Here is a 24,356-nt window from a genome sequence, read left to right on the forward strand (position 1 = left end):
AAAAGGCATCACCTAAAGTATTTTCAAATATGAGACATAACGATAGTCAGAAAACGAGAAGAGACGACGGAGAAAACCTGGGAAAGAAGGACCATGAGAACGAGTTGTCTAAAAACCCTGCACCCAAAAAAGTAGACCGTGAATCTGAAAACACTCCACCGGAGAATGAAGTTTACGTGAACCTGGAGCCGGATGAGTTGCATCTGGGCGAAGATGAAGAGGCAGACGATGCAAACGAGAAGAGTTAAATCCGCTAACTGCTGCAAAGCACAGAGGCCTCCGCTTTTAGATAAAGCGGAGGCCTCTGTGCTTTGCACATACTTACTGGATCACCTGTATTGGCCTTATAACAGGCCTGATGGGCCAATAAATATTATGCCTTGTTGAATCAATGGGGGCAAATGGCAGTTGGCGAGGGCGCAGGGCATTGGGTGTCATGGCCGGGCCATTTCTGTCAAACTGTTCGATGTTTCTTTTTCGGTTAATTTCACTGGCCATTCCTCCCATCTGTCTTCCCAGCGTACCTACAGGAGTAGGCCGCAGCGTCACCCGCTTTCTTAAATCAACATCGGGCGGCAAGCTTTCCTGCCCCTCCGAAAGCGACGTACAGCTGGCCGCACCAATAAATATTATTCCGATTATATAAATCTTATATCTCTCCATTTCCCTCATACACTTATTATACACGCTCCTCTCATTCCAGAGCCTTTATACTTGTATACGGATGAAAACTGGAGCATGGAGATTTAATGGGGGTATTTGCAGTAAAGAGGTTATTAAAAGGAGAGAAAATCCTCTCTTTTACTGTAACTGATGTTTCCCCAGATATAGATGTTTCCCCAAAAGTCGCAGCGGGACGCCCTGTTTATAACCTGTAGGTTCACAGGAGCTCTAGCTCCTGTGGAGTGAACTATCAACATAACACAAGCAGGCCGCTCCGCTGGAGCTAAAAAACACTATACCTGTTTTCTATCAACAGCACGTCCCGCTGGGCCTCAAAATTGACTAGGAGTTTTACATATAATCTATGTAAAAAGGGCAGAAGCTATTGCCTCTGCCCTTATGTATATGCTATTGATACCAATACTTCTTTACACTACGCCTTGTCGCCATACACATGCTGATGTCCAACCTGGGTCAGCATCAGGCCATCCGGGGCGGGGTTAATAAAGCCTTCTTTGGCGAGATGATGCTCCGCTTCCTTCTGCACATCTTTATAGTGTGGGTAGCGGTCCTGCAGGAAAGGGTACAGTTGCTGGTAAGGCAGCACGTTACCCTCCCGTACATCCATCTCTTTAAAGGCTTCTATAATACATTGTGCGGTTTTTTCTATGTTTTCAGCTTCTGAATGTAATTCTGCCATTATTCTGTCTTTAATTGTTGAGTTAAAAGATACGGCAGCCGGTAGAGGATTGTTAGTTGTTGCTTGTTGAATTGTTAAATGGCTGTTTTATAATGACCGGTTATATTTATTTTGCTCCATGTGATCCAACCACCATTTAACCCTTCATACATTTAACAATTAAAACTACGCCTCTGAAGGCAGCAAATTACGGATGCCGTTCCAGAGTTCTATGCGCTGCCCGATACATGCCTGGGACACTTCTAACGCCTCCTGCCATTTCTCATCGTCATCCTCACAAAGCTCCGCTACCATCTGCAAGGCAAGAGGAGTATGCACCTCTTCATCCAACTGCACGTGGCGGTCGAGGTAGTAGATGAACGTTTCGAGTTTGCCGGAGAAACGTTTGTTCAGGTCTTCGATGAGGTTTCGGAACATGTCCGGAATCAGGTCTTCTCTGCCAAAGGTAAAGGCAGCGGCCACAACATGTGGTTTCCCAGAGTTGATAATGTTGAATGTGTTGCGCACAAAGAATTTGACACTGGCATCGATCCGAATATGATCCAAGGCATTGTTCACGCTCTTACCCTCACTGATGCTTTGCAGCAACTGCTCTATGAGGCTTTTGTCAGCACCGGCTTCGTCCATAGCTCGCAGGTACAGTTCAAAATGGCTAATGGGATTACCTTCCTGGTCCACGTCTGTTTCCTCTTCCAGCACAATTTCGTTTATCAGGCGGCGGGTGCTAGGGCTGCCTTTCGGCACCCAAGGCAGCGTCACGCAGGTCAGGTCGCGCTGCAGGGTCTTCAGCAGGCTCATAAAGTCCCAAACGGCAAACACATGGTGTTCCATAAAAAGCCTCAGATCGTCGAGGGTCTCTAACGACTGGTATACGTTGTGAAGCAGAAGGCGCTGCCTGTGCTCTTTTAGCGCTTGCTGCAGCGCCTCTATACGGTTATTCATGAGGTATGCTATTAAGTCAGGTTTCAAAAAGCTAAGTAAAAGCAAATCGCCTACAATAAAACAAATATTGCCGAACAAGCCTTTACCTGTTCGGCAACAAAAATCAGAAAAAAAGAAATACTGAAGGTGGTTTTATTTATCTCTCCTCAAAATCGAGAGCAATGGAATTAAGGCAGTAACGCAGGCCAGTCGGTTTGGGGCCGTCAGGAAAAACGTGGCCAATATGGGAACCACACCGGGCGCATTCTACTTCTGTTCGCACCATGCCTAAGGCTCTGTCGTCAACTTCCTTTACTCTTTTCTCAGATATAGGCGCATAAAAACTTGGCCAACCGGTGCCCGAATCAAACTTTGTATCAGATGTAAACATAGGGTTGCCACAGGCAGCGCAGACATACACGCCTCTCCTTTTGTTGGCGTCAAATTCGTTTTCAAATGCCCGCTCAGTGCCCTCCTGCCGCAGCACGAAGAACTCTTCAGTTGTCAGTTCCTGTCGCCACTCTTCTTCTGTCTTCACAATAGTGTCTCCCAGCTCCTGATCATTCAGTTCTTTCACCACCTCATCTGGTAGTGGATCATCTCCGGCAAGGGCTGTGGAAATTGCCCGGTCAGTAGAGTTTTCCTGCTGTGCACAGGCTCCAAGTTGAAAAAGGCCGGTAAGTAAAATCAAATATATAGTTTTCATAAGTATAGATACGAGACAAACGCACGTTCGGCTTTCTGCCTCCTTTTAATTGTAACAGCTTAAGAAACAAACTTCAAGCCGATAATGTTTGCCCCTTGAGCGCTGCTTTTTAGAGCTGCGGGAATTTATTTACATACATAACATGTTTATTTCGAGCAGCATACTAAAAGTATGAACGCTTTTTAGTAATTTTGCGGCTCGAAAAACCAATTAAATGCAGAACATTCGAAATATTGCGATTATCGCACACGTAGACCACGGCAAAACAACGCTCGTAGACAAAATCATCCACGCTTCTAAGCTTTTTGCTGAGCACCAGCACTTCGATGACCTTATTCTGGACAACAACGACCTGGAGCGCGAGCGCGGCATCACAATCGTTTCAAAGAACGTATCGGTTCGTTATAAAGAAGTTAAAATCAACATCATCGACACTCCTGGTCACGCCGACTTCGGTGGTGAGGTAGAGCGTGTGCTGAAAATGGCCGACGGTGTACTCCTGCTGGTAGACGCTTTTGAAGGAGCCATGCCACAGACACGTTTCGTGTTGGGCAAAGCCATACAACTTGGCCTGAAGCCAATTGTGGTGGTAAACAAAGTAGACAAAGAAAACTGCCGCCCGGATGAGGTGCACGAGCAGGTGTTTGACCTGATGTTTAACCTGGATGCTTCTGAGGACCAGCTGAACTTCGTAACGCTTTACGGTTCTTCCAAAAACGGCTGGATGAGTACGGACTGGCAGCAGCCGACAGATAACATCACGCCATTGCTGGACGCTATCATTGACGTGATTCCTCCTGCTCCATATCTGGAAGGAACTCCACAGATGCAGATCACATCGCTTGACTACTCTTCTTTCGTAGGTCGTATCGCTATCGGGCGTGTGCACCGTGGCACCCTGAAAGAAGGTATGCCCATCAGCTTGTGCAAAGCAGACGGTACCATCAAGAAAGGCAAAATCGGCGAGATACAGATATTTGAAGGACTCGGCAGAAAGAGTGTTCAGGAGGTATCAGCCGGCGAAATATGCGCGGTAACAGGTATAGAAGGTTTTGACATTGGCGACACAATCGCTGATGCAGTGAGCCCTGAGCCGTTAAAGCGCATCTCTATAGATGAGCCTACCATGAACATGCTCTTCACGATCAACAACTCTCCTTTCTTCGGTAAAGAGGGCAAGTTCGTGACATCACGCCACCTGCGTGACCGCTTATTTAAAGAAACAGAGAAAAACCTGGCCCTGCGTGTGCAGGAGACAGACCGTGAAGATACTTTCCTGGTGTTCGGCCGCGGTATTCTGCACTTGTCTGTACTGATTGAAACCATGCGCCGTGAAGGATACGAGCTGCAGGTTGGTCAGCCTCAGGTAATTTTCAAGGAAATAGACGGTGTCCGTCATGAGCCGATTGAGCACATGGTAGTGGACGTACCGGAAGAAACCTCCGGAAAGGTAATTGAACTGGTAACGCAGCGCAAAGGTGAACTGACGATTATGGAGCCGAAAGGCGATCTGCAGCACCTGGAATTCAACATTCCGGCCCGTGGCCTGATTGGTCTGCGTAACAACGTACTGACTGCCACTGCTGGTGAGGCTATCATGAACCACCGCTTCCTGCAGTACGAGCCTTTCAAAGGCACCATCCCTGGCCGTAATAACGGTTCTATCATCTCGATGGAGACAGGCCCTGGTACTGCTTATTCAATTGATAAACTTCAGGACCGCGGTTTCTTCTTCGTTGACCCGGGCGTTGATGTATACATGGGCCAGGTAATCGGAGAGCATAGCCGCCAGAACGATATCACGGTGAACATTCAGAAAGGGAAGAAACTGACAAACATGCGTGCTTCCGGTTCTGATAATAACGTGAAGATCGCTCCTGCCAAGAACTTCTCTCTGGAAGAAGCCATGGAATACATCCAGAAGGATGAGTACCTGGAGGTAACACCGAAGAGCATCCGCATGCGCAAGATTTACCTCGACGAGAACGAGCGTAACCGTATGTCAAGAGCGTCGGACTAACTAATAGAGATAATATCCTTAACATTAAACAAAACGGCCAGCTGTAAATTTACAGCTGGCCGTTTTGTTTAATGTTTTAGTATAAAAGACACTTAATCTCTTTCTACTACTGCATTATTGCCCGTAGAAACTAAGTCATGCGGTTCTCCTACTTTGCCACCAACAGCTGCCGCAATTGCTCCAAGCAAAAGTCCGAAAAAAGCATAAATGGCAGCCTTCGATACTGCCGAAGCCACGTTCCCACCAATCTGCTGTGCACGTTGGCTAACCTGTGCTCTGGTTTCTTTGTACTGCGCCTTCGCCTGCTCATAGGTGGAAATCCAGCCGTCAACAATTTCATTGGCCTCTTCTCTGCTTTTGCCGGTACGCTCCATAATCACGTTTACAGCCGCCTCGCGGTCTGCAGCGCTTGCCACCTCTGCTCCCTGGCCATACAGCCTGTTCATGACCTCATCAAATGTAGAACCAGCCGATTGCGGATTTGCGGCAGCCTCTCCTGCTGCTCCTTGTGCCTGACTGCCAGCACTCCTTGCCTGCTGCTCAATGTTTTCAGGCTGTAGTTCTGGCTTGCCCGTCTGTTGCAGAATCTGTCGCGCCTCCTGCTTCAGTGACTGGAAATTGACTCCACTCTCTTCCAGCCTTGATTGAATCGCATCCGCAGCTTGCGGAGCGACTGCTGCCACTCCTTGCCCGGCAAGAGAGAGCGTGTTTCCTACCACACTTCCCACACCACTCACTATTCTTCCAACAGCAGTAGTTAATAGGTAAAAGGAAAGTAACGTGAACAGGCCCCAGGTCAGGATACCGTGCAGTATACTATCAAATGAAGTAGGCATACCGGCAAGGCGTCCTGCAACCCATCCGCCTGCAAACAGCGAAATCAGCATGCTAACAACCCACCAGATTAGGGTACCTGTACCAAGACCAGCCATAGGGTTCTGCTCCTCTACAGGATCAATAGAACCTATACCGATACCAAGTCCCAGCAAACTTAATGTAAGTTGTACAACCAGGGCCACAACAAGTCCTGCGAACACAGCTCCCCAGGATATTCTTTTTATAGCACTCAGCCCTGCAGCAGGTCTTACTCCTGCATAAGGTGCTCTGTAATCTCTTTCGTTGTGTAAGTCGTCTTTCATAGCTTTATATAATTGTATTTTTGATGTACTATATAACGACTATAGCTTCAGCAGGTTTTAATTTCCGCTAAATCAGAGGTTTATAAACCAGAAATGCGGGCACAAAATTGGATAATATACATGCCATTATATGCTTCCGGGACCTCGATTAGTGGTTAGTATCCGGGCTACGAGAACATTCAGGTATAAAGACACTTCAGAAAAACTATACAACAGGTTTAAGAACATTCACATCACATTGAAGGCTACAACTGGCAAAATGTATGTTAAAAGCATACTTTAACGTTGCTAAGACTCTCGCAATTCCAGATACTCACAGCTTTATCTTGGCTAATCTATAGCTAGTATTGACAGTTGAAGGAGGCAAAAAGCTGTACGACCAGGTAATGGCCGACGGCAAAAATCGTTTCCTATGGTATTAGGTTTAATGTGAATTAAGCTTCCATAAAGCCGGAATCTATCGGCACGCTTAACAGCATTGTGAAACTGCTGCAGGAGCAGTCAGCGTTAAAATTCAGCGTGGAGGGTCACACAGATAGTGACGGCGATGACAACACCAACATGAAACTGAGCCAGGAAAGGGCGGAAGCCGTTAAAGCCTATCTTGTAAGCCAGGGCATAACAGTCGAGCGCCTTTCATCGAAGGGATGGGGAGAATTAAAACCTCTGGACAAGAACACCACCGCAGGGGCAAAATCTAACAACAGACGGGTAGAGATTGTAAAGCTTTAGATAAGTTTGAAATAAGCACAACAGTTTAAATAACCTTTTCTTGAAGAGCCTGGTTTGCAACCAAGCTTTTTTATTAATGCCCTCTCCTATCATAAATGTACCTTTGCCTAATGGATGAGCGTCTATCACGTGAAAACATTATTGCGGATTTACGTTAGATAGATGCATTAAATATCGAGATTTCTTTATGAACATACGCTCTGTGCAAGGCTTACTTGTACTACTCCTACTGTTTTCAACCGGCTGCGCTAAAAAAAACTTCTTCGCTAAAACCCCGGTTGTGGACCCTGCTGTATATGAGCAGCTAAAAGTATCACCTGAACCAGTTGATAGTGTTACTGTGAAAGCAGGAAAACATTATAAACGCGGTTTTCTGCACCGCATATTCTGGGGCACACACCACCGCCCTATCTGGAACGCGCCTGTTACCGTACCTTTGTTCGACATGGACACGCTAAAGGGTGGACTGGAGTTTGAAAAGTTAGGTGGCGGGCAGCAAACCACTAGTCTGACATTGGTTGACACAACCGGCTTTACCTATGCGCTTCGCACGTTGGACAAAGACCCTATAGGTATTCTGCCTAAGTTTTGGCAAAAAACTTTTGTGACTAATGTTATCAGGGATCAGATTTCTGCCATCAACCCCTATGCCGCTTTAACAGTGCCTCCCATGGCTGCCGCTGCAGGCATACCGCACTCCACCCCGAAGCTTTACTATATTCCCCCAAATTACAAGAACCTGGGTGAGTACGAAGATCGCTTCAGCGACAGGCTTTATATGCTGGAGGAGAAATTTGATGATAAGAATACCCTCACCCCTGCCTTGGGAGATGCTGTGGATATTGACGGCTCAGGTACTGTGCTGAACAATCGGTTTAACGAGGACGATGTCTTTATAGATCAGGTGGCGTTTGCCAAGGCCCGCCTTTTTGATATTCTTATTCACGACTGGGACCGTCATGAAGGGCAGTGGGAATGGGCACAGTATGCTGAAGACGGCGAGCGCATTTACCGTCCCATCCCGAAGGACCGGGACAATGCCTACTATAGGTTTCAGGATGGTATTATCCCTTGGCTCTTCAGCCGCAACTGGGGTATCCGCAAGTTTGAATCGTTCGATGATGAAATCAACGATGTGAAAGCGCTTACCGTTAATTCAGAATTCATAGATAAGCGTACTCTCTCTGAGTTGACGCGGCAGCAATTTGACTCCCTGGCAAAGGAACTGCAAACTGCCATTACCGATGAGGTGATAGAGCGGGCAGTGCGGCAGTACCCTGACTCTGTGTACGAATTGATTGGAGAAACCACTAAGCATAGGCTCATTACCCGACGCAACCAATTACCGAAAGCCGCTGAAGAGTTTTATGAGATACTGGCTGAGGAAGTGCTGGTGGTGGGGACTGATCAGGAGGATGAGTTTGAAGTAAAGCGCCTGAACGATGAGGAGACGGAAGTAACTGTACGCCGTAAGTCTGACGACAAGATTACCTACCACCGCATCTTTTACCGCTCTGAAACAGACCTGATTACCCTTCATGGCCTGGCTGCAGACGACGACTTCGAAGTGAGCGGCGAGGTAGGCAAAGGAATTAAAATAGAGATTTACGGCGGGCGCGGCGAAGACGAGATAAAAGATACCTCTAAAGTAGGCGGCTGGGGCAAGAAAACCTGGGTATACGACACCAAGCGCGGCACTGAACTGGAGGCAGGACCGGAAACAAAAGACAAGCTGACGAACGATGTACGCGTACATGCCTTCGACAGGGAGGGGTTCTAACTTTGCTGCGCTGCCAGCTACCGCAGTAACATTGAACGACACACAGCTTCATAAACACAAAGCGGCGGCACCCTTGGGTGCCGCCGCTTTGTGTTTATACTGAGTCTTTTCGTTTATTCACCGGTTGAGTTACTGCCACCCTGGCCATTGCCACTCTTCCTGCTGCCATTACGGTTATCATCGTTATCCTTCGGGTCCCAGGCTCCCTGCCCCTGTTGCTGGCTTGCAGTTGCCTTTGTGCCATCCGTACCTAAGTCTACTGCGCCTTTATGATTGGCTGTGTTAGAGTACTCATCCGGCATGGGCTGTGAATTAGCATTGCTTTCTGGTTTGGCATCATTCTTCTTTTCGTGTTGTGCTTCTTTATCGTTTGCCATAGCTATTCCGTTATTATTTGTAAAAGTTAAAGGCCTGCATTTTTTACAAGCATCTCCCTATTTGTTACGAAGCTACGGCAAGCGAGTTCCGGAAGAAGTAAACCTACTGTTTCTTATGTAAGATAGTCGCGGCTGCCTGTGCTGTCGGCAGCACCAGCACCTCCGCCAAATTTACATGTGCAGGCCTTGTTACGATAAAGCTGATGAGTTCTGCAATGTCCTGCGCCTGCAGTGCCTGAAAGCCCTTATAAACAGAGGCAGCCCGCTCTTTATCACCTTTAAAGCGCACCTCTGAAAACTCTGTTTCCACCAAACCCGGGTTTACTTCAGACACCCGTATTCCCTCCTGCACAAGGTCTATGCGCATACCCTGTGAAATAGCATCCACTGCATACTTGGAGGCGCAGTAAACGTTACCATTCGGGTATACTTCCTTGCCGGCAATAGAGCCAATGTTCACGATATGGCCCTTCTTCCGCTGCAGCATGAGTGGCAGCACTGCATGGCTCACATATAGCAGGCCCTTTACGTTTATGTCAATCATTGCATCCCAATCGTCCAAGGAGCCATTCTGAATAGAGGATAGGCCATGAGCATTCCCCGCGTTATTCACCAGCACCTCTACCTGCCTCCAATCCTCTGGCAGGGAATTAACCGCCTGCTGTGTCGCTTCTTTATCGCGCACATCAAACTCTAGAGTATACACCGGCACCTCCAGTTCCTGTTTCAGTTCCTCCAATCGCTCGCCCCTGCGCCCAGTAACGATGATGCGGTATCCTTGCCTGGCCAGTTCAAAAGCCGTAGCGCGACCTATGCCGGAGGTGGCTCCGGTAACAAATGCCACTTTTGTCATTTCTACTCAAAAAAGAAAATCAATGAAACGTTATGGTTTGTCAGCTTCTGAATATAATTGCTGTACACACTGTTGGCTACTGGCCTGTGCTGGTTGATGAGGCCGTGAGAAAAGCGCAGTTCAGGTGCAAATTTGAAGTAAGGATAAAATATATCAAGACCTATCCCATACTCTAAAGCCAAGTCAAAATTCTCCACTTCAAGCTTTATATCATTTGCGATTGTTCCGTTTGTGCCTTTTCCTAAATCTATTCCAGGTTTTACACCTGCCACGATATATGGCCTGAAGTTGGAACGGCGTTTAGCTTTATATTTTAACAGAACCGGCAGTTCTATCATCACATTGCTAATCGTTTCGTTCATCACTGGCTGTGTTTCCAGTCCCGGTACCTCCACATTGCTGAAAGCGAGCGTACGGCCGTAAAAGCCAACGCCAGGCACAAAGCGGGCATCAAGATAGTCAACCAGGCGAACATTAAGTACAAGGCCGGTATAGAAACCGAAGTCGGTCTTGGCATTTACGGCTTCATCCCCACCCTGCGCCAGTCTGTCGGCATACGATTGAGAGTGCTGCACATCATACCTGGTGAGCGGCATCGACAGGTAGAAACCATAATGCACCGGCCTTTCATCGTAGCCCGGTTTATTCAGGTCATGTACCTTCTTCTGCGCCTGCACGGTGTTGCCCCCCATAAGCAGCAGGGCCATTACTCCGGCTAAGGTTATTTTATGCCTATATATATAGAGCTGATTCCAAATGTGAGTGAATGCCATTTCGTGTTTCTGAATCCTATTTTTGAATAAATATTAAGAAAGTTCTGCCCATCCGGGAATGCCTGCACCGATTCCGGCAGATAGGTATAGGCAGCATTGTCCTTAGAAACGAGTTTACCTACCATCGGTAGTATGTTGCTGGAATAAAAATGATACAGTTGCTTCATCGGAAAGCTGCGGGGATTAGAAAACTCCAGTACCACCGCGGTTCCACCTGGTTTCAGCACTCTGTACATATCTGCCAGACCTTTCTCCAGGTTCTCAAAGTTGCGCACGCCGAACGCCACGGTAATGGCATCGAAGGTATTGTCTTCGAAAGGCAGGTTCTCTGAATCACCATACAGCAGTTCTATCTTATCTGCCAGGCCTTTCTTAACTAACTTTTCACGTCCTACGGCTAACATGCCCTCTGAAATATCGACCCCAATGATCTTATCCGGGTTCAGGCGCAGCGTCTCTATAGCAAAATCTGCGGTACCAGTGGCAATATCCAGCACTAGTTTAGGTTTTTCAGGAGCCAGGAGGCTAACGGCCTTTTTTCTCCAGATAATATCAATGCCAGCACTCAAAAAGTGGTTCAGGAAGTCATACTTGCCGGCAATGTTGTTAAACATCTTGGCTACCTGCGACTTCTTGTCGTCGTTCTGGTCTTTGTAAGGTATTACCGCCATGGGTTGATTGTAAATAATAGTTTCGGCAAAAATACTGCTACTAAAACTATAAAGCATGGTTTATGTTGCGAAATATAAAAAAAGCAGGCTGGATTAAATACCCAGCCTGCTTCTAAATTATTTACTCAGCGGCCTTATGGCCTTGTAGTTACTGTGCGACATCGTCCTGACGAGGAAGCACCTTAAACTCTGTTCTTCTGTTCAACTGCATGTTTTCAGCGGATGTGTTCGGCACAGCAGGTCTGCGCTCACCATACGTTACAGTTACTAAGCGTTGTGGAGATATTCCCTGTCTAACAAGGTAATCATAGGCTGCACCCGCACGGTTCTGCCCCAGCGTCTCGTTATACGAATCTGTTGCACGTGAGTCTGTGTGGCCTTCAATACTAATGTTGATGTTTGGGTTTGCGTTCATGATACGGGCAATGCTATCCAGCTCCTGGATTGACTCAGGACGCAGATCGTACTCGTCGGTATCAAAATAGACCGGCTGCATCGCAAAAACTGTTGAACTGCTGGTGCCGCGTGTTCCACCTCTTGCAATAAGCGTAGCAGTTGCCGTGTCAGACAAAGCAATGTAGAAGTTTCGTCTAACAGTAGTGGTATCATCCAGCACCACAGGTATTTCAATTTCCTGCGTTTCAATCACCTGGTTATCCAGCGATAGCTGCACCTGGTATGTTCTGCCTGAAAGGACCTGCACATCATAATTAGCCGAATCAGGTTTTGTTACATCGCGGTAGGATATAGGACGCTTATCAGCCTGTAGGCCATTAAACACCAACTCCACACCTGGAATAAGCAGGCTATCAGCCTGGGTAAATACCTGGCCTTCTACTCCTGCACTTTTAATGTAGTTGATGGTGTAGATATCTTTTTCGCCGTAACCACCAATGCGGTAAGAGGACAGATAGGCATAAGTACCATCTGGAGCCAACCGGTAGTAAGTATCATCATCCGGAGTGTTAATTGGATAGCCAAGGTTTACAGGACGTGCCCATCTTCTGGCAACAGAGTCGTACTTAGCATAGAAGATATCATACCCTCCCATTGAGTTGTGGCCTCGTGACGCAAAGTAAAGCGAACCCTCGCTGTCTATGTAAGGGCTGTCATCATCATAAGGGGTGTTAATGGATCTGCCTAAGCTTCTAGGGGTACCCCATGTGCCGTTTGCATTACGCTGGACAACGTATATATCCAAGTCACCATTTTCTGAGTTATGGCTGGTGGAGTAATATAATGTTTGATTATCTGGCGTGATAAAGGCATCAGACTCAAAGTCAGGCGTGTTCACTTTGTCACTGATACTTTGGGGCGCGCCCCAGGTACCATCTGCCTGGCGCTCTGACACCATGATGTCACCATTATTGACAGATTGGTACAGCAACAACTTTGTATCATTGTCAAAAAGCTGAATAGAGGCGTCGTGACCGGGGCTGTTGAGAACCCCCGAAACAATGCGTGTCGGCGCCCACTCATCCTCGCCTGTACGGGTTGTCTCAAAAATGTCTTCGTAATACTCGCCGTCCTCTGCTGCCTTGGCTCCACCTGCTCCTTCGCTACGCGAGGTAAAAAGCAGGTAATTGTAATCTGATGAAATAACCGGGCTGTGCTCAGAGTAAGCTGTATTTACAGTTCCTCCAAGGTTCTTCACGAAAACGTCTTTGGGGTTAGCAGTCTCACGCTTTGCGTTACGGGCTTGCTGTATCAGCTGTGCCACCTCTTCGCGGCGATATTCATTCCGTCTCGGTATTTCCTGCTGGTACTTCTGCCAGTTTTCAATTGCGCTATCGAAGCGATAGTTAATGTGGTCCACTCTTCCCAACCAGTAATTTAAATCCCGGTCTACGTTAGGCTTCAAAGCCTGTGCACGATAAAGGTAATCAGCCGCTCTTTCCTTATCAAAGGTTAAATAGCTGATACCGGCACGGTAAAGTGCCGTCGCATTATCGGGGTTTTGGGCCAGCACTTCCTCATACATAGGAATTGCTGCTCTGTAATTTTCTCTATCAAAAAATCTGTTCGCTGTCCGCAGTTGTTTTCTAGTGCTTTGTGCCGACGCAGAAGCTGCCAGTAGGCAGATAAAGGCCAGCAGCATAGTAAACCGTGAGAACGATTTGGCTAATTGGTTCATGTGTAAAAGGGTTTGTTATACTTTGCTTGAGTTTGGTTTGAACTGTTATGAATAAGCAGATGGGCAAGTTGGGTCTACCATAAACTTTGATTCCGCTTCTTTACGTTTGATATCAAATTTAGTATATATAATTCCTGCCTCATCGCTAAACTATTATTGAATTGTTTACAGTGCACATCCTAAAATTTAAAGCCATGTTGGTGTTCAAGACTTCATCCGGCGTACTACCCTAAGTATAATATTAAGAACAAAAATTTGAACGTACAAATATATAAAATAATAAATGTTTTGTAAGTTTTTATTTAATTCCTACAACCCCGAAAATCTTTAAAATTTTACCCGGTAATCTATAGGAGGCGTCTGGCAAAACCGGTTGATTAAAAGCTTAAAAAAAACACAACTCACTACTAATCATAATTTTAACATCTAGTTTATTTCTTCTTAGCCAGATGCGCTTTTAAAAAGCCTCTCCGCTTACCAGAGAAATCTACTTCAATAACCAGTAGAGGTCGCTCCCTCTTGTTACTCCACCCACCCTATATGTTCGATATCAGGCAGATGCACAATTTTCTGGTAAGCAAGGTATCATCCTGCTGCTGCAACTCTGATAAAGGCTTATACTCTTCACTATTTTTAACCGTTATATTACAAATAATGCTGGCATCAGCAAAGGTTCGTCCGCTCCTCATCCGTGTTTGGGAAAATAAATCTGTACCTTTGTACACCATTAAGACCTGCCGGAACGGAGGCAAACTTTGGATTTACGGCTCTGTGCATAAAATCCTTATACTTACATTTAGGTATCTGGAATGGAGCCAGCAAACCTACAACTGCAACATGAATATAAAAGAAGCGAAATTTTTGATGAGTAACACCCGGGTAGAAGACTGCCCGGTGCCGGATAAGCCGGAATACGCCTTTATCGGAAGGTCAAATGTAGGCAAATCTTCGCTTATAAATATGCTGACGCAGCAGAAGGGCCTCGCCAAGACCTCATCATCCCCGGGGAAAACCCAGCTTATCAACCACTTCCTTATAAACGACAACTGGTATCTGGTAGACTTGCCGGGCTACGGGTATGCCAAAGTAAGCAAAGACTCGCGCGAGAGCTGGCGCAAGATGATAAACTACTACTTCCAGAAGCGCGAAAACCTGACCTGTGTGTTTGCCCTGATTGACTCGAGGCACGAGCCGCTGAAGCAGGATCTCGATTTTATCAACCACTTAGGAACCTTAGGCGTGCCTTTTGTACTTGTATTTACAAAACTTGACAAACAATCGGCTACAAAAACAGACTCAACCATAGCTGCTTATCAGCGTAAACTGCGTGAAACTTGGGATGAGCTGCCGCAGATGTTCCGTACCTCTGCAGAGTTAAAAACAGGCCGTGAAGAGATTCTGAACTTCATAGAAGAAGTAAACGCGCAAGTACAGAATCAGTAATCACCCTGCACAGAAGGTATGCATTGAAGCACGTGCCGGAGCGAACCAAGTGAAGTTGAAACTCTAAATGTTTACCCTTATGAAAACCAGAATCTCAATTTTGTTTCTTTTCTTTGCCTTCGCAAGCTTAACGGCATCGGCTCAGACCAGCGAAAGCAATCCTGATGAGGCACAGCAAGAAAAAAAGGTATGGGTACCGGACCAGGTAATCCCAGCGGCTGAGCATTATGAAGGTGGTATTGAAGAGTTGTATAAAGCTATTGACGAGGAGCTTCAGTATCCTGCAATGGCAAAACGAAACCGCGTGCAGGGAGAAAGTATTGTTTCCTTCATCATAAACGAAGATGGCTCTACCTCTAACATTAAAGTGTTGCGCAACCCTGGTGCCGGAACAGGCGAGGAAGCCGCTCGGGTAATTAAACTGCTGAAGTTTAAGTCTCCGGGCTACAGTCTGAATGCAAGCCTGCCCATTTTGTTTAAACTATAACAAGTAAGCTTATTTTTTTATTATGCCTATTGATTTAAGACAAGTTGCAGCCATTTCTGGCATGAGCGGCCTGTACCGTGTAGTGAAACCAACACGCACTGGTGTTATTGTAGAAAGCCTTGAGGAGAACCCTAAAAACCTGGTAGCACAGGCGCGCCACCGCATGTCGCTGCTGGATGAGATCTCTATCTATACAACAGATGAGGAAGGCACTGTGCCACTTTCGGAGGTTTTTGACCTGATGCACCAGAAATACGGGGATAAGTTACCTATCAGTGACAAGCCAGTCAACGAAGACTATAAAAACCTGATGGCCGACGTACTACCAGAGTTCGATGAGGAGCGCGTGTATGTGTCAGACATGAAAAAACTGGTGAACTGGTACTACATTGTAAAAGACTATGTAGGCTTCAAAGAAGTGGAAGAAACAGCAACCACTGAATCAGAGGCAGAAACCGAAGAAGGTAAAGAAGAGAAAGCCTAAACAAAGAAGCCCTCCACCAATGGAGGGCTTCTTTGTTTAATTAAAAGATGTAAAGGCCTTAACCTACTATGCAGTACTCGCCCGCCATACTCACCAGCGCCACAAACCACCTGCAAAAGGTTTTTGAAGTGGATAGCCTACCTGCCAAAGACCTAGAAACACTGCACTACAGGCTTGCCCACCTCATACAAAAGCTGCTTTATTCTGACTTTAACCGCCTGTTGCACATCCTCTACCGGATTGATGTGGATGAAAGAAAGGTAAAAGAGGCCATGATGGCAGAAGAGCCTGAAATCATAGCTGAACGCATCTCGCGCCTCATCATTAAAAGAGAACTGCAAAAGGCAGAGATTCGCTTCAGGTACAGCCAGTAATTTCATTTCTGTTTAGTAATTATCATTTCCGGCTAGTATGCTTACCATTAGAGAAACAAAGCGCATCCTCCACCAGCCATAGCCTCAGTTACCTCAGAACCTACTCTTCATATAGAACCTTCCTCCCATAGTCGCGGCGCCTTATACTCTCCTACCAGTTTTAATATACTCGCCATCCTTTGGGTTAGCCGCACAGACTGAAAACTAAGTTAGCTATATAGCAAAGGATGTCATCTTTAGGCAATAATAGCTATTTTTACTCCCTATGACTACAGACAGTATTAAGATATACAAATTCGGAGGCGCCTCTGTAAAAAATGCTGAGGCATTCAGGAACCTGGCAAACATTGTTAAAACGCATGGTGGCCAGCGGCAACTGCTGCTGGTTGTGTCCGCAATGGGTAAAATGACCAATGCGTTAGAGTTGGTTATGGACCAAGCCTACAAACAGGAGGATTTTGAGGCGGCTTTCCAGCAGAACAAGGCCTATCACTTGGAGGTAGTGCAGGAACTGTTCCCGGAACCCGACAGCCTTGTTTACCACCGCTTGGAAGAACTGTTCCTGCACCTGCACAGCGACCTCCAGCAGCTACTCCCGACTGACAACTACGACAAAGCTTACGACCAGATGGTAAGTTATGGGGAATTGCTTTCATCCACCATTCTGCACCACTACCTGCAGGAGCAGCAACTGGCAAACACGTGGGTTGATAGCCGGAAGTATATTCAAACAGACGATACCTGGCGCGAGGCAAAGATAGACTGGCCCAGCACAGAGCACCTGATAAAACGTGACCTGCTGCCACTACTGGAACAGCAGTTTGTGGTTACACAAGGCTTTTTGGGTGGCACCAAGGCCGGCCTCACTACCACGCTGGGCCGTGAAGGCTCTGATTTTAGTGCCGCCATTTTTGCCTACAGTCTTGATGCCGGAGAAATGTGCATCTGGAAAGATGTGGAAGGCCTGCTTAACGCCGACCCAAAACACTTTAGAGACACAGTATGCTACCCGGAAATATCTTATCAGGAGACGGTGGAAATGGCATACTACGGCGCCTCCGTTATTCACCCCAAAACCATAAAACCCCTGGCTAACAAGCAAATCCCGCTCTATGTAAAATCGTTCCTAAACCCCACCGGCAAAGGAACCAAGATATGCGACTGCCGCTTTGATAAACCAGCACCTGCCTATATCATCAAAGAAAACCAGTGCCTCATTTCATTCAGTGTAAAGGATTTCACGTTCATCTCAGAGAAAAACCTGGAAGCGATCTTTAATGCGCTGTCAGAGTTGCGCATTAAAATAAACATGATGCAAAACTCAGCCATCTCCTTTTCCGTGTGTTCCGACTACCATGAAGAGCGCCTGCACCGCCTCATTCAGAAATTGCACGACCAGTTTACCATCCATTATAACACAGCCTTGTCTCTTTTCACCGTTAAAAATTACGATTTAGAAAGTGTAAACAAGTTAACAGAAAACAAAGAAATCCTTTTAGAACAGCGCACCCGCACAACTTACCAGTTTGTGAGCCGGTAATTGTATTTTTCCGTTATTTTAATTTATACTAAAAGTTTAATATATTATTTTCTTTTATAGAAACTTTGTGCTTTATTTGTACACATATAAGTCTCTCCAGAAGACAAATTTACCGCCTTAACCGCTATGCAAACTGCTGAAACGTTTACCACCCAAACTTTTTTTAAGTTGCTGCTACTCTTTGTTCTTCTCATTACAGGCGTAGTGTTCAAAACTCCCGATTCAGTGGCAGTAGTAGAGGCAAAAAACCTAAAGGTTTCTCCTCCTGCTTTGGCTTCAGAACCGGATTCTTCCCGGCAAATTCAGCGGTATTACTTTCGGGTTGCCAATTTCGGAGCCACGTCTGCTGCTCTTTGAAAGACATCTAATCTTAATAATATGTCGCCCGCCTGTAAAGGCGGGCTTTTTTTTCTCTGTTAGGTTAACAATATAGAGGAAAGAGTAAGTTGAGGATTATTCTCCAGGCTCCTTCTTTCCCTTTGAGGCAGCTTTGCCTCCGCCTATACTATGTTTTAACATTAAAATAACAATCCCCATTTGCAGGCGTAACATTTATGCTTTAGCTTTGTGAGAAATATTACTAGATAAGAAGTTTTCTTAACAAAGGATGCAGCACGTTACGAACCGACATACTCTGCGAGAGCGCATTGTGGAAAGTGGCCTGAAGGCGACGCACCAGCGCATTGTGGTGTATGAGGCACTGATGGAGTTGCAAGGAAAACACCCTATGGCAGAAGAAGTGTTTCTGCACCTAAAACCGGCTAATCCCAGTATCTCCTTAGGCACTGTGTACAAAACCCTCGACACTTTTGCAGAGACAAACCTTGTTCATAAAGTGTTGTCGGAAGAAGGCGGAAAACGTTTCGATGCCAACACCATGGCGCACAGCCATATTTACTGTAGCAACACGAAAGAAATAATAGATTTCGAAGACGAGGAGTTGGAACAACTGCTACAGGAGTTCTTTCAGAAAAGAAGCCTCTCCAACTTCGAAATCAGGAGTTTTTCAGTGCAGTTAACGGGAAATAAAGTGGAGCCGGAAAAGCAAGTAAGTATTTCAAGAGTAAGTAAATAAATTAGATTCATAAACTTTAACACGATTTAATAATGGCAGTATTAGTAGGTAAAAAAGCTCCCTCATTTAAAGCAACAGCCGTTGTAAACGGTGAAGATTTCGAAGAAAACTTTTCGCTGGAGCAGTACCTCGGTAAGAAGCACGTTCTGTTCTTCTTTTACCCAATGGACTTCACATTCGTGTGCCCAACGGAGATTCTAGCATTCCAGGACAGAATAGCTGATTTTGAGCGTAAAGGCGTGGCTGTAGTTGGCTGCTCCACTGATACGCATGTATCGCACTTCGCCTGGTTAAACACACCACAGGACCAAGGCGGAATTCAGGGTGTTACATACCCATTGGTTGCTGACGCAGCTAAAACAATCTCTCAGAACTTCGACGTACTGGCCGGCCACTACGACTATAACGAAGAAGGTGAGGTTACTTTTGTAGGTGAGCCTGTTGCTTACCGTGGCCTGTTCCTGATAGATAAAGAAGGTGTGGTTCGCCACCAGGTAGTAAACGACCTTCCGCTTGGCCGCAGCATCGATGAAGCGTTGCGTATGGTAGATGCCCTGCAGTATTTCGAAGAGAAAGGCGAAGTTTGCCCAGCCAACTGGGAAGAAGGTGAAGAAGCTATGCAGGCGACTAAAGAAGGGGTTTCTGCTTACCTTGCAAACAGAGCAAACTAAGTTAAACCAAATTTAAGAATAAAACAGAAAAGCCACTGCTTTGCAGTGGCTTTTCTGTTTTTGGAAGGTTAGCGAAACATGCTTCCTATCGTTTATAAGTCTCCTTTATACGTCAGATTTTCACAAAGATTAGTCTCTTCCACAGCCCTGCGTTAAACAAAGCTTTATACCCAAAGCCCGGGTGCAGGTTTAAAACAGGAAAAAAAACACATAAAATGTAAACCAAATGGAAAATTTATGCATACATTTAATAACGATAGTAATACTATAGCTTAATGACCTAAACTTAAAAGAGATGATCAGCCTGAAAGAAATCAAAAACGATTTGCCAGCAGGAATTGTGGTTTTCCTGGTGGCAGTTCCGCTGTGCTTAGGTATTGCCATGGCCTCGGGCGCACCGTTGTTTTCCGGGATTATTGCCGGTATTGTAGGTGGTATAGTGGTAACGCTTATCAGTGGCTCGCAACTGGGCGTCAGTGGGCCTGCGGCCGGACTGGCTGTTATCGTGTTGCAGGCGATACAAAGTCTCGGAAACTTCGAAGTTTTTCTTTCTGCCGTTGTGCTGGCAGGTGCCATTCAGCTTGGACTGGGTTTCCTGAAAGCAGGGAGCATTGGCTACTACTTCCCTACTTCTGTCATCAAGGGAATGCTTGCGGGTATCGGGGTCATCATTATTCTAAAGCAGATTCCCCATTCCTTCGGTTATGATTCTAATTTTGAGGGAAATGTGCATTACATTGAGCCTGATGGCGGCACTACATTCTCTTCACTATTTAATGCTTTCAATTATATCACGCCCGGGGCGGTTATAATAAGTGTGCTGTCTTTGGCTATTCTCATTTTATGGGATCAGGTGCTCACAAAGAAGCATAAAGTGTTTCAACTTATACAGGGGCCGCTGGTTGTTGTGGTGCTGGGCATTATACTTAATGTGGTTTTCCGCGATTTCTACCCGCAACTGGCACTGGGCATCAACCATTTAGTAGAGCTCCCAGTTGCCGATAGTTTTACAGGTTTCCTTCAGCAATTCACCACTCCTGACTTTAGCCGTGTGCTCGACTATGATGTACTCTTCCTGGCAGCCACCTTAGCCATTGTGGCAAGTCTTGAAACATTGCTGTGCCTTGAAGCAACAGACAAACTGGACCCTTACAAACGCATAAGCCCTGCAAACAGAGAGTTAGTAGCGCAGGGTGTAGGCAACATGGTTTCAGGTTTTATCGGCGGTTTACCTGTAACACAGGTAATTGTCAGGAGTTCTGCCAACATTCAATCCGGCGGAAGAACAAAGCTTGCCTCCCTTATTCATGGGGTGCTCATTCTGATCTCTGTTATCCTTCTTCCAAGTGTTCTGAACATGATCCCGCTGGCTAGCCTTGCAGCTATTCTTATAATTGTTGGATTTAAGCTGGCAAAGCCCGCTCTCTTCAAAAGCATGTACAGAAGCGGCTGGAATCAGTTTCTGCCATTCATTGTAACCATCGTAGCCATTGTTTTCACAGATCTTCTTACTGGAATAGGTATAGGTATGGCTGTGGCAATTGTTAATGTCCTGCGCAATAACTACAAAGTCTCACATAACCTGTACAAAAACAAAACTGAAGGTGCCCGGGAACAGTACCATATGATATTGGCAGAAGAGATATCTTTTCTGAACAAGGGGAACATCCTGCAGACGCTAAGGAGGCTCCCCGACAATGTGGACCTAGAAATTGATTATTCAAAGTCAGCCTATGTTGACCCGGACGTGAAAGAGGTTATCGAAGACTTTAAACATAATGCCCGGAGAAAGAACATCAATCTAACTATAAAAGAAGTGGCGGAAGGTGAAGATGTTAAGGCAGGTAAGGTTCTAATCTAGATAGAAACATTACATTTTAATAAAAACCAAATAGAAAATGAGAGCATTAACAAAAGAACAACAAGAAAAGATAACGCCGGAAAAAGGATTAGAGCGACTGAAAGAGGGAAACAAGCGGTTCGTTAGCAATCAGAAGCTTGACCATGGCCTCTTGCAACAGGTAAACGAAACGTCTAAAGGTCAGAATCCTTTTGCTATTATATTGAGCTGTATCGACTCCCGAACTTCGTCAGAGCTTATTTTTGACCAGGGCATGGGCGATATATTTAATGCCAGGGTTGCCGGCAACATTGTGAATGAGGATATATTGGGAAGCATGGAGTTTGCCTGTAAGGTAGCCGGCTCAAAGTTGATTGTAGTTTTAGGGCACACAAGCTGTGGGGCCGTAAAAGGTGCCTGCGACAATGTAGAACTCGGCAACCTGACAGTGCTTTTAGATAAAATAAAGCCTTCTGTTGAAGGTGTTAATTACGATGGAGATAGAAGTTCTAAAAATTTAGAATTTGTGGACAAGGTAGCTGAAGAAAATGTTCACAGAACGATAGATGATATCCAGAACAGAAGTAGTATACTGAAGGAAATGATTCAGAACGGAGAGATAGGAATTGCAGGAGGCATGTATGACGTAGGAACCGGTGTCGTGAATTTCTATGATCATTCGTTGCAATAAGGCGAGCCCTACATGAATGAAAAATCTGCTGGCGAACTTAAAAATAAAAGTAGATGAGAAAGTCTACCTGAAAGACCCGGATACATCTGAGAAAGGGCGGCACATCGTGGAACAAAGTATACTGCTCATAGATGAACTCGGACTAGAGTCTTTCACATTTAAAAAGCTGGCGGAGAAGATAGGTACAACGGAGGCAACTATATACAGGTATTTTGAGAGCAAGCATATGCTGCTCTCATACCTGATCTCCTGGTATTGGAGTTGGCTGGAATACCGGCTAGTGTTTGCTACTAATAATATCCGGTCTGCGGAAGAAAGATTAAAGATTGCCATTGGCATCCTGTCAGGAAAGGTAGAACTTGACATGAATTTTGTACATGTGGATGAGGTGGCACTGCAAAAAATTGTAGTGGCAGAATCTGCAAAGGTTTACCTCACAAAAGAGGTGGACGATAACAACAGAGAAGGATTTTTTTATTCCTATAAGCGTTTTTGTAAGCGTGTTGCAGAAATTATCAAAGAGATAAACCCTGCCTATAAGTTTCCTGCTTCATTGGTTTCCACAGTAGCAGAAACAGCCCACTCCCAGAAATTCTTTTCGCTGCACCTACCCTCCCTCACCAATATTTCAGATAACAAAGAAAGTCAGTTGATGGAGTTCCTGACAGAAATGGTGTTTAAAACCATTGGCAAATAACACTCGCTACCATTTTTTTACGTGCTGCTTCAGTTAATCATTACGCTGTATGTGCTAATGGATACCATGCATGCAAGGGAGTACTGTTTTAGAAGTCGCTCATTAACAAACGAAGGTTTTTTCAGCCATACATACTGGCTAACTGTGTAAGTGGTAACCAGTGCAGAACATAAAGCAGCAATAGCCTGCTGAGCTAGTGCCTTCCCTAAAACTAAATTGCCACAAGACAAGCCAATACCTTATATTTGCAGCAGGAAACGTGCAGCCATATGACAAAGGCTGTCCGCACTTTCAGAGTCCATGTGGGCATTTCGCCACAGCACCTGTACTACAAATTTACCTATTGAAGCTACTCTACGACATTGGCCTAAAGGCTTATAAAACAGCCATTGCCCTGGCTACGCCCTTTAACGAAAAGGCGAAACAGATGCAGCAGGGGCGCGAACAACAGTTTGAGCGGTTGGAGCAGGCCCTGCAGGGAAATAAGTCGCCGGTGGTGTGGTTCCATTGCGCCTCTTTAGGCGAGTTTGAGCAGGGGCGACCGGTAATAGAGGCGTTTCGGGAAGCTTTCCCGGAGTATAAAATCCTGCTGACTTTCTTCTCCCCCTCCGGTTACGAGGTTCGCAAAAACTACAGTGGCGCAGATTACGTCCTGTACCTGCCCTTAGACAGCGCACATAATGCAGCTCGGTTTATACAGCTGGTGCAGCCAAAGCTGGCTGTGTTTGTGAAGTATGAGTTCTGGCATTATTATTTACAAGAACTGCAGGAGCAGCAGATTCCGGTGCTTTCCATTTCAGCCATCTTCCGGAAAGAGCAGCTGTTTTTTAAGCCATATGGCCAGTTTTACCGCCATATCCTGCAGCGCTTTACCCATATTTATACCCAAAACAAGCAGTCACTGGAACTGCTCCGGCGCATTAACGTGCCACAGGCAAGCGTCGCCGGCGACACCCGCTTTGACAGAGTGCTGCAAACGGCTGCCGCTGTTAAGATTCTGCCGCTGGTGGAGGCTTTTGTGCAGCAACAGCAGGTGTTTATTATAGGCAGCAGCTGGCCCGCTGACATGGAAGTCCTGAAGCCCATTATCCGGAAATACCGCAGCAGCATAAAGTTTATCGTTGCGCCGCACGAGGTATACGAGAGCAGCATTACCGCCATTATGCAGCAGATTGGTGAGGGTGCTGTGCGTTTTTCTAAAGCAACAGCGGCAGATGTGGCCGGCTACAATGTGCTGGTGATTGATAACGTCGGCATGCTCTCTTCTCTCTACAGCTACGGCACGTACGCCTATATAGGCGGAGCTTTTGGCAAAGGGCTGCATAACACTTTGGAGGCTGCTGTGTTTGGCCTGCCCTTGTTCTTTGGCCCCCGTTACAGCAGGTTTCAGGAGGCGAAGGAACTGGTGGAGTTAAATTGTGCTTTCCCGGTAAGTAATGCGGAGGACCTGCTCCTGGCGTTTGAAAAGGTGTGTACATCCCCTGTTTTCAGGCAAAGAATAACCGAGAACGAAAAACGATACGTAAAACAGCAGGCAGGGGCTACAGCCAAAATTATGACAGACATACAGCAACTGCTAAAGTAG

General features: G+C 46.0%; 26 protein-coding genes. 16 read left to right on the forward strand and 10 right to left on the reverse strand.

Annotation, left to right across the window (positions count from 1 at the left end):
- Positions 1 to 29: 29 nt before the first annotated feature.
- A complete protein-coding gene (locus tag E1919_RS03945; RefSeq protein ID WP_162052028.1) occupies positions 30 to 248 on the forward strand; it encodes a hypothetical protein in 219 nt (72 codons plus the stop codon).
- Positions 249 to 321: 73 nt separating this feature from the next.
- On the opposite strand, the gene E1919_RS03950 is transcribed toward E1919_RS03945, so the two are convergent.
- The 4 genes from E1919_RS03950 to msrB form a co-directional block, all read right to left on the reverse strand.
- The gene (locus E1919_RS03950) at positions 322 to 663 is read right to left on the reverse strand and encodes a hypothetical protein (protein ID WP_162052029.1); all 342 of its coding nucleotides are present in this window, start codon (positions 661 to 663) and stop codon (positions 322 to 324) included.
- Between the two features lie 433 nt (positions 664 to 1,096).
- The gene (locus E1919_RS03955; RefSeq protein ID WP_237143983.1) at positions 1,097 to 1,363 is read right to left on the reverse strand and encodes a hypothetical protein; all 267 of its coding nucleotides are present in this window, start codon (positions 1,361 to 1,363) and stop codon (positions 1,097 to 1,099) included.
- A 165-nt stretch (positions 1,364 to 1,528) separates the two neighbouring features.
- A complete protein-coding gene (locus E1919_RS03960; RefSeq protein ID WP_162052030.1) occupies positions 1,529 to 2,305 on the reverse strand; it encodes a DUF3050 domain-containing protein in 777 nt (258 codons plus the stop codon).
- 136 nt (positions 2,306 to 2,441) lie between these two features.
- A complete protein-coding gene (gene msrB, locus E1919_RS03965) occupies positions 2,442 to 2,990 on the reverse strand; it encodes a peptide-methionine (R)-S-oxide reductase MsrB (protein WP_162052031.1) in 549 nt (182 codons plus the stop codon).
- A 214-nt stretch (positions 2,991 to 3,204) separates the two neighbouring features.
- Between msrB and typA the strand changes: the two genes are divergently transcribed.
- Positions 3,205 to 5,010, forward strand: coding sequence for a translational GTPase TypA (typA, locus tag E1919_RS03970; RefSeq protein WP_162052032.1), 1,806 nt, complete (start codon positions 3,205 to 3,207; stop codon positions 5,008 to 5,010).
- Between the two features lie 92 nt (positions 5,011 to 5,102).
- Here typA and E1919_RS03975 read toward each other — a convergent pair whose 3' ends face one another.
- A complete protein-coding gene (locus E1919_RS03975; protein ID WP_162052033.1) occupies positions 5,103 to 6,149 on the reverse strand; it encodes a hypothetical protein in 1,047 nt (348 codons plus the stop codon).
- A 444-nt stretch (positions 6,150 to 6,593) separates the two neighbouring features.
- On the opposite strand from E1919_RS03975, the gene E1919_RS03980 reads away from it, so the two are divergent.
- Together E1919_RS03980 and E1919_RS03985 are read left to right on the forward strand one after the other, a co-directional pair.
- Positions 6,594 to 6,881, forward strand: coding sequence for an OmpA family protein (locus E1919_RS03980; protein WP_262888690.1), 288 nt, complete (start codon positions 6,594 to 6,596; stop codon positions 6,879 to 6,881).
- A gap of 187 nt (positions 6,882 to 7,068) precedes the next feature.
- Entirely contained in the window at positions 7,069 to 8,661 is a 1,593-nt protein-coding gene (locus tag E1919_RS03985) for a hypothetical protein (protein ID WP_162052035.1), read from the forward strand.
- A gap of 113 nt (positions 8,662 to 8,774) precedes the next feature.
- Here the strand turns inward: E1919_RS03985 and E1919_RS03990 are convergent, their stop codons facing one another.
- The 5 genes from E1919_RS03990 to E1919_RS04010 all read right to left on the reverse strand — a co-directional run bounded on the left by E1919_RS03990 (position 8,775) and on the right by E1919_RS04010 (position 13,469).
- Positions 8,775 to 9,038: a hypothetical protein gene (locus E1919_RS03990; protein ID WP_162052036.1), complete on the reverse strand. Its 264-nt coding sequence runs from the start codon at positions 9,036 to 9,038 to the stop codon at positions 8,775 to 8,777.
- 103 nt (positions 9,039 to 9,141) lie between these two features.
- Positions 9,142 to 9,891: an SDR family NAD(P)-dependent oxidoreductase gene (locus tag E1919_RS03995; protein ID WP_162052037.1), complete on the reverse strand. Its 750-nt coding sequence runs from the start codon at positions 9,889 to 9,891 to the stop codon at positions 9,142 to 9,144.
- Positions 9,892 to 9,893: 2 nt separating this feature from the next.
- Entirely contained in the window at positions 9,894 to 10,598 is a 705-nt protein-coding gene (gene porT, locus E1919_RS04000) for a type IX secretion/gliding motility protein PorT/SprT (protein ID WP_237143985.1), read from the reverse strand.
- Between the two features lie 14 nt (positions 10,599 to 10,612).
- The gene (gene ubiE, locus E1919_RS04005) at positions 10,613 to 11,335 is read right to left on the reverse strand and encodes a bifunctional demethylmenaquinone methyltransferase/2-methoxy-6-polyprenyl-1,4-benzoquinol methylase UbiE (protein ID WP_162052039.1); all 723 of its coding nucleotides are present in this window, start codon (positions 11,333 to 11,335) and stop codon (positions 10,613 to 10,615) included.
- 148 nt (positions 11,336 to 11,483) lie between these two features.
- Positions 11,484 to 13,469 (reverse strand): OmpA family protein, encoded by a 1,986-nt coding sequence (locus tag E1919_RS04010; protein WP_162052040.1) that lies wholly within the window; start codon positions 13,467 to 13,469, stop codon positions 11,484 to 11,486.
- An 837-nt stretch (positions 13,470 to 14,306) separates the two neighbouring features.
- On the opposite strand from E1919_RS04010, the gene yihA reads away from it, so the two are divergent.
- From yihA to E1919_RS04070, 12 genes are all read left to right on the forward strand, one after another.
- On the forward strand, positions 14,307 to 14,912 hold the full coding sequence (yihA, locus tag E1919_RS04015) for a ribosome biogenesis GTP-binding protein YihA/YsxC (RefSeq protein WP_162052041.1): 606 nt from the start codon (positions 14,307 to 14,309) through the stop codon (positions 14,910 to 14,912).
- A 79-nt stretch (positions 14,913 to 14,991) separates the two neighbouring features.
- Positions 14,992 to 15,399, forward strand: a complete 408-nt coding sequence (locus tag E1919_RS04020) for an energy transducer TonB (RefSeq protein ID WP_162052042.1) — start codon at positions 14,992 to 14,994, stop codon at positions 15,397 to 15,399.
- Between the two features lie 22 nt (positions 15,400 to 15,421).
- Positions 15,422 to 15,883 carry a DUF5606 family protein gene (locus E1919_RS04025; RefSeq protein WP_162052043.1) on the forward strand — a complete coding sequence of 154 codons (462 nt, stop codon included), beginning with the start codon at positions 15,422 to 15,424 and terminating at the stop codon, positions 15,881 to 15,883.
- A gap of 68 nt (positions 15,884 to 15,951) precedes the next feature.
- Positions 15,952 to 16,257, forward strand: coding sequence for a hypothetical protein (locus E1919_RS04030; protein ID WP_162052044.1), 306 nt, complete (start codon positions 15,952 to 15,954; stop codon positions 16,255 to 16,257).
- 265 nt (positions 16,258 to 16,522) lie between these two features.
- Positions 16,523 to 17,797 (forward strand): aspartate kinase, encoded by a 1,275-nt coding sequence (locus E1919_RS04035; protein ID WP_162052045.1) that lies wholly within the window; start codon positions 16,523 to 16,525, stop codon positions 17,795 to 17,797.
- 126 nt (positions 17,798 to 17,923) lie between these two features.
- Complete coding sequence (locus E1919_RS04040) at positions 17,924 to 18,154, forward strand: hypothetical protein (RefSeq protein ID WP_162052046.1); 231 nt, start codon at positions 17,924 to 17,926, stop codon at positions 18,152 to 18,154.
- Positions 18,155 to 18,404: 250 nt separating this feature from the next.
- Positions 18,405 to 18,872 carry a Fur family transcriptional regulator gene (locus E1919_RS04045; RefSeq protein ID WP_162052047.1) on the forward strand — a complete coding sequence of 156 codons (468 nt, stop codon included), beginning with the start codon at positions 18,405 to 18,407 and terminating at the stop codon, positions 18,870 to 18,872.
- 32 nt (positions 18,873 to 18,904) lie between these two features.
- Positions 18,905 to 19,543, forward strand: a complete 639-nt coding sequence (locus tag E1919_RS04050; protein ID WP_162052048.1) for a peroxiredoxin — start codon at positions 18,905 to 18,907, stop codon at positions 19,541 to 19,543.
- 295 nt (positions 19,544 to 19,838) lie between these two features.
- Positions 19,839 to 21,404 carry a SulP family inorganic anion transporter gene (locus E1919_RS04055; protein WP_162052049.1) on the forward strand — a complete coding sequence of 522 codons (1,566 nt, stop codon included), beginning with the start codon at positions 19,839 to 19,841 and terminating at the stop codon, positions 21,402 to 21,404.
- A gap of 37 nt (positions 21,405 to 21,441) precedes the next feature.
- On the forward strand, positions 21,442 to 22,074 hold the full coding sequence (locus tag E1919_RS04060) for a carbonic anhydrase family protein (protein WP_162052050.1): 633 nt from the start codon (positions 21,442 to 21,444) through the stop codon (positions 22,072 to 22,074).
- Positions 22,075 to 22,090: 16 nt separating this feature from the next.
- A complete protein-coding gene (locus E1919_RS04065) occupies positions 22,091 to 22,771 on the forward strand; it encodes a TetR/AcrR family transcriptional regulator (RefSeq protein ID WP_162052051.1) in 681 nt (226 codons plus the stop codon).
- 343 nt (positions 22,772 to 23,114) lie between these two features.
- Complete coding sequence (locus tag E1919_RS04070) at positions 23,115 to 24,356, forward strand: 3-deoxy-D-manno-octulosonic acid transferase (RefSeq protein ID WP_162052052.1); 1,242 nt, start codon at positions 23,115 to 23,117, stop codon at positions 24,354 to 24,356.

Origin of the sequence: Pontibacter pamirensis, assembly GCF_010015475.1 — a bacterium.
GTDB classification, from domain to species: domain Bacteria; phylum Bacteroidota; class Bacteroidia; order Cytophagales; family Hymenobacteraceae; genus Pontibacter; species Pontibacter pamirensis.

Excerpts from the sequence above, each read along its gene's own strand:
- E1919_RS04030 (WP_162052044.1), top strand. The coding sequence starts at position 15,952 with ATGCAGTACTCGCCCGCCATACTCACCAGCGCCACAAACCACCTGCAA.
- E1919_RS04055 (WP_162052049.1), top strand. The coding sequence starts at position 19,839 with ATGATCAGCCTGAAAGAAATCAAAAACGATTTGCCAGCAGGAATTGTG.
- E1919_RS04065 (WP_162052051.1), top strand. The coding sequence starts at position 22,091 with ATGAAAAATCTGCTGGCGAACTTAAAAATAAAAGTAGATGAGAAAGTC.
- E1919_RS03995 (WP_162052037.1), bottom strand. The coding sequence starts at position 9,891 with ATGACAAAAGTGGCATTTGTTACCGGAGCCACCTCCGGCATAGGTCGC.
- E1919_RS03975 (WP_162052033.1), bottom strand. The coding sequence starts at position 6,149 with ATGAAAGACGACTTACACAACGAAAGAGATTACAGAGCACCTTATGCA.
- E1919_RS04010 (WP_162052040.1), bottom strand. The coding sequence starts at position 13,469 with ATGAACCAATTAGCCAAATCGTTCTCACGGTTTACTATGCTGCTGGCC.
- E1919_RS04025 (WP_162052043.1), top strand. The coding sequence starts at position 15,422 with ATGCCTATTGATTTAAGACAAGTTGCAGCCATTTCTGGCATGAGCGGC.
- E1919_RS03990 (WP_162052036.1), bottom strand. The coding sequence starts at position 9,038 with ATGGCAAACGATAAAGAAGCACAACACGAAAAGAAGAATGATGCCAAA.
- msrB (WP_162052031.1), bottom strand. The coding sequence starts at position 2,990 with ATGAAAACTATATATTTGATTTTACTTACCGGCCTTTTTCAACTTGGA.
- E1919_RS04060 (WP_162052050.1), top strand. The coding sequence starts at position 21,442 with ATGAGAGCATTAACAAAAGAACAACAAGAAAAGATAACGCCGGAAAAA.
- porT (WP_237143985.1), bottom strand. The coding sequence starts at position 10,598 with ATGGCCCTGCTGCTTATGGGGGGCAACACCGTGCAGGCGCAGAAGAAG.
- yihA (WP_162052041.1), top strand. The coding sequence starts at position 14,307 with ATGAATATAAAAGAAGCGAAATTTTTGATGAGTAACACCCGGGTAGAA.
- E1919_RS03945 (WP_162052028.1), top strand. The coding sequence starts at position 30 with ATGAGACATAACGATAGTCAGAAAACGAGAAGAGACGACGGAGAAAAC.
- E1919_RS03955 (WP_237143983.1), bottom strand. The coding sequence starts at position 1,363 with ATGGCAGAATTACATTCAGAAGCTGAAAACATAGAAAAAACCGCACAA.
- E1919_RS04020 (WP_162052042.1), top strand. The coding sequence starts at position 14,992 with ATGAAAACCAGAATCTCAATTTTGTTTCTTTTCTTTGCCTTCGCAAGC.
- typA (WP_162052032.1), top strand. The coding sequence starts at position 3,205 with ATGCAGAACATTCGAAATATTGCGATTATCGCACACGTAGACCACGGC.
- E1919_RS04040 (WP_162052046.1), top strand. The coding sequence starts at position 17,924 with ATGCAAACTGCTGAAACGTTTACCACCCAAACTTTTTTTAAGTTGCTG.
- E1919_RS03960 (WP_162052030.1), bottom strand. The coding sequence starts at position 2,305 with ATGAATAACCGTATAGAGGCGCTGCAGCAAGCGCTAAAAGAGCACAGG.
- E1919_RS04035 (WP_162052045.1), top strand. The coding sequence starts at position 16,523 with ATGACTACAGACAGTATTAAGATATACAAATTCGGAGGCGCCTCTGTA.
- ubiE (WP_162052039.1), bottom strand. The coding sequence starts at position 11,335 with ATGGCGGTAATACCTTACAAAGACCAGAACGACGACAAGAAGTCGCAG.
- E1919_RS04045 (WP_162052047.1), top strand. The coding sequence starts at position 18,405 with ATGCAGCACGTTACGAACCGACATACTCTGCGAGAGCGCATTGTGGAA.
- E1919_RS03985 (WP_162052035.1), top strand. The coding sequence starts at position 7,069 with ATGAACATACGCTCTGTGCAAGGCTTACTTGTACTACTCCTACTGTTT.
- E1919_RS04050 (WP_162052048.1), top strand. The coding sequence starts at position 18,905 with ATGGCAGTATTAGTAGGTAAAAAAGCTCCCTCATTTAAAGCAACAGCC.
- E1919_RS03950 (WP_162052029.1), bottom strand. The coding sequence starts at position 663 with ATGGAGAGATATAAGATTTATATAATCGGAATAATATTTATTGGTGCG.